This window comes from Rhizobium sp. SVR5-9E, assembly GCF_056755095.1.
In genome coordinates this window covers 1-239 of record NZ_JBNDHS010000690.1, presented here as the reverse complement: position 1 = coordinate 239, position 239 = coordinate 1, and the positions used below count along the sequence as shown (strand labels likewise).

The window sequence follows — 239 nt, the reverse complement described above, 5'->3', positions numbered from 1 at the left end:
GTCAATGACACGGAACTTAAATGGATTCAGAATTACTATTCGGTCGGTCTGAAACGGAATGTCAATGCCAAATTCAATTATGGCCAGCAGGAATATGATTTTGATTCCGGGGTGCTTTGCTTTGTTTCGCCGCTTCAGTTTCTGAGCCTTGAAATGAAACCTGATGTAGAAGTGGAACCGACAGGATATCTGTTGCTCATTCATCCGGATTTCCTTTGGGGAACTTCGCTGATTAAGAA

1 protein-coding gene is annotated in these 239 nt (G+C 42.7%); it reads left to right on the top strand.

Annotated elements, in window-relative coordinates; all coding sequences use genetic code 11:
- The coding region (locus tag ACPYOJ_RS36565; RefSeq protein WP_481420565.1) for a hypothetical protein at positions 1–239 on the top strand (239 nt) is incomplete at both ends.